The organism is Streptomyces sp. WM6372, from assembly GCF_001279655.1.
In the GTDB taxonomy this organism is placed as follows: Bacteria; Actinomycetota; Actinomycetes; order Streptomycetales; family Streptomycetaceae; genus Streptomyces.
On sequence record NZ_LGDB01000060.1, the window covers coordinates 1 to 3,067 of the forward strand.

Below are 3,067 nucleotides of genomic sequence, written 5' to 3' on the forward strand. Positions count from 1 at the left end.
GGGCTACTTTGGGATGGCTGGACCTGGGCGACGCGTGGCAGGAGGCCGGCATGTCTACACGGTTGCGCAAGGCGGCGGTGGGGGTGGCCGCGGTGGGGCTCGTGGTGGTGCCGCTCGGGGTGGGGGCCGGGTACGCGCTCGATACGTCGGCCGGGACGGTCGTGTCGGCTTCGGCGCCCGTTGCCGACGATACGGAGTTTCCCCAGCTCACGCCCGCCGTGGCAGGGCAGTTGGACGATGCCGTGCGGAAGGTGATGAACGAGGCCAAGGTGCCCGGGGTGATGGTGTCGCTCTCGGCCCCCGGCAAGGGCTCGTACGTACGGACCTTCGGCGTCGCCGACAAGACCACCGGCGCGCCGATCCGTACGGACATGAACATGCGCATCGGCAGCGTGACCAAGACCTTCACCGTGACCGCCCTGCTCCAGCTGGTCGACCAGGGCAAGGTCGGGCTGGACGACCCCATCGGCAGGTACGTGGCCGGGGTGCCCAACGGGGACCGGATCACGCTGCGTCAGCTCGCCGACATGCGGAGCGGGCTGTTCAACTACTCCGAGGACGAAGGCTTCTTCAAGGCCCTCACGAGCGATCCCCGACGGCCCTTCACCCCGCAGGAGCTGCTCGCGTACTCCTTCAAGCACCCGGTGCTGTTCGCGCCCGGCGCCAAGTTCTCCTACTGCAACACCAACCTGATCCTGCTGGGGCTGGTGGTCGAGAAGCAGAGCGGGCAGCGGCTCAACGACTACATCAACCAGAAGGTCGTCCGCCCGGCCGGGCTGCGCCACACGCTCTTCCCCGTCGGCGCGGAGTTCCCCAGTCCGCACTCGCAGGGCTACACGGACCAGACCGCCTCCGGGAAGACCGAGGACGCGGCCGACTGGAACCCCTCCTGGGGCTGGGCCGCCGGAGCGATGATCTCCGATCTCGAAGACCTGAAGACCTGGACGAAGGTCATGGCCACGGGCACGCTGCTGAAGCCCGCCACCCAGGCCGAACGCCTGAAGGTCGTCGAGGCGCTCCCCGGCACCGGCTACGGCCTGGGCATCTTCAACGTCCAGGGCTGGATCGGCCACAACGGGTCACTGCCCGGCTATCAGGCGCTGGCCGTCTACCTGCCGGAGGCGAAGGCCACGCTCGCGGTGATGCTGAACACGGACATCGCGTACGAGGGAGCCGAGCCCAGCACCCTGTTCGGTGAGGCGATCACCAAGGTCGTCACCCCTGACCACGTCTTCACGCTGCCCGCCCAGTCCGTTACCGCACACTGAGGGAATGAGCGATCAAGGTGTGGTGCTGCGCGTCGCCGGTCACGGCGATCTCGACGTGGCGGGCGGGCTGTTCCGGGGCTACCTCGACTTCTACGAGGTGAAGGTCGAGGACCCGGACGCGCCCCGGGCGTACCTCGCGGAGCGGATCCGGGGCGGCGAGTCGCTGGTGCTGCTCGCGGACGTGACGGGAGCCGGCACGGTCGGCTTCGCGCAGGTCTACCGGACCTTCTCCTCGCTCGCCCTGCGGCCGATGTGGATCCTGAGCGACCTGTACGTCGACCCCTCCGGCCGCCGCACCGGCGCCGGGCGGGCGCTGCTGCGCGAGGTGCTGCGCCGGGCGCGGGAGGCGGGGGTGTCCGGGGTGCAGCTGGAGACGGCGTACGACAACCACGTCGCGCAGGCGCTGTACGAGGCGGAGGGCTTCGAGCGCGAGGAGTTCCACGTCTACTTCCACGGACCGGACGCCTCCGGAGCGGACGTGCCGGTGGGGTGAGGGTGGTCGGGCCGTTCTACTTCGCCTCCGCGTAGCACCGCACGATCGCCGTCGTGAACGGGAAGCGGACCGGGGTGTCGCCGAAGGCGATGCGGCCGGCGCGGTCGCCGGCGGTGCGGATCGCCTCGGCCACCGCCTCGGCCTCCTCGGCCGGGCAGTGCACGATCACCTCGTCGTGCTGGAAGAACACCAGCTCGGCGCGCATCCCCGCGCCGGCGATGGCCTGGCGCAGGGCCGCGAGGAGCAGCAGGGCCCAGTCGGCGGCGCTGCCCTGGACGACGAAGTTGCGGGTGAACCGGCCGCGGGCCCGGGTGTTGGTGGAGGCGTAGCTCGGCGTCCAGCCCTCCTCCCGGTCCTGCGGCACGCCGGCTTCGCCGTCCTCGTCGCCGCCGGCCGGCGGCGGGCAGGTCCTGCCCAGCCAGGTCCGTACGAGGCGGCCCTCTTCGCCAGCCCTGGCGGCGTCGTCCACGTACGCCACGGCCTGCGGGAAGCGGCGGCGCAGCGCGGCCAGGTTCTTCAGGCCGTCGCCGGAGGTCTGGCCGTACACGGCGCCGAGGACGGCCAGTTTGGCCATGTCCCGGTCGCCGGAGAAGCCCTGGCGGGAGATGACCGTGTAGAGGTCCTCGGGGCGCCCGGCCACCTCCATGAAGGCCGGGTCGCGGGAGATCGCGGCCAGGACGCGGGGCTCCATCTGGTCGGCGTCGGCGACGACGAGCCGCCAGCCGGGGTCCGCGACGACGGCTCTCCGGATCACCTTCGGGATCTGCAGGGCGCCGCCGCCGTTGGTGACCCAGCGGCCGGTGAGGGTGCCGCCGGGGACGAACTCGGGGCGGAAGCGGCCGTCGCGCACCCAGTCCTGGAGCCAGCTCCAGCCGTGGGCCGTGTAGATCCGGTACAGCTTCTTGTACGCGAGCAGGGGCTCGACGGCGGGGTGGTCGAGCTCCTGGATCTCCCAGCGGCGGGTGGACTTGAGCCGGATCCCGGCCTCGGCGAAGGCCTTGATGACGTCGTTCGGGAGGTCGGGGCGCACGCGGCGGCCGAACGCGGCGGAGATCTCGTCGGCCAGCTCGGCGAGGCGGCGGGGTTCGCCGCCTCCGGCGTAGCGCTCGCCGAGGAGCTCGGTGAGCAGCGCGCGGTGGACGTCGGCGCGCCAGGGGAGGCCGGCGCGCTGCATTTCGGCGGCGATGAGGAAGGCGGCCGACTCGGAGGTGGTGAGCAGGCGCATGCGGTCGGGGTGGGCGGTGGCGGCGGTGCGGTTCGCCTGGTCGCGGTAGATGGCGACGAGGGCGTCGAGGGGGAGGGGGGT

Annotated in this window: 3 protein-coding genes; 2 read left to right on the forward strand and 1 reads right to left on the reverse strand. The window is 71.8% G+C overall.

Annotated features, from left to right (window positions below; all coding sequences use genetic code 11):
* The first annotated feature begins 50 nt into the window (after window positions 1-50).
* Window positions 51-1,268: a serine hydrolase domain-containing protein gene (locus ADK52_RS07335; protein WP_053688967.1), complete on the forward strand. Its 1,218-nt coding sequence runs from the start codon at window positions 51-53 to the stop codon at window positions 1,266-1,268.
* Between the two features lie 4 nt (window positions 1,269-1,272).
* Complete coding sequence (locus ADK52_RS07340; RefSeq protein WP_053688965.1) at window positions 1,273-1,761, forward strand: GNAT family N-acetyltransferase; 489 nt, start codon at window positions 1,273-1,275, stop codon at window positions 1,759-1,761.
* Between the two features lie 16 nt (window positions 1,762-1,777).
* On the opposite strand, the gene ADK52_RS07345 is transcribed toward ADK52_RS07340, so the two are convergent.
* Window positions 1,778-3,067 (reverse strand): bifunctional 3'-5' exonuclease/DNA polymerase (locus tag ADK52_RS07345; RefSeq protein ID WP_053688966.1); only part of this gene is annotated, 1,290 nt, incomplete at its 5' end.

Bases quoted from the DNA above. Each gene is read 5' to 3' on its own strand.
- ADK52_RS07335 (WP_053688967.1), top strand. From the start codon at position 51: ATGTCTACACGGTTGCGCAAGGCGGCGGTGGGGGTGGCCGCGGTGGGG.
- ADK52_RS07340 (WP_053688965.1), top strand. From the start codon at position 1,273: ATGAGCGATCAAGGTGTGGTGCTGCGCGTCGCCGGTCACGGCGATCTC.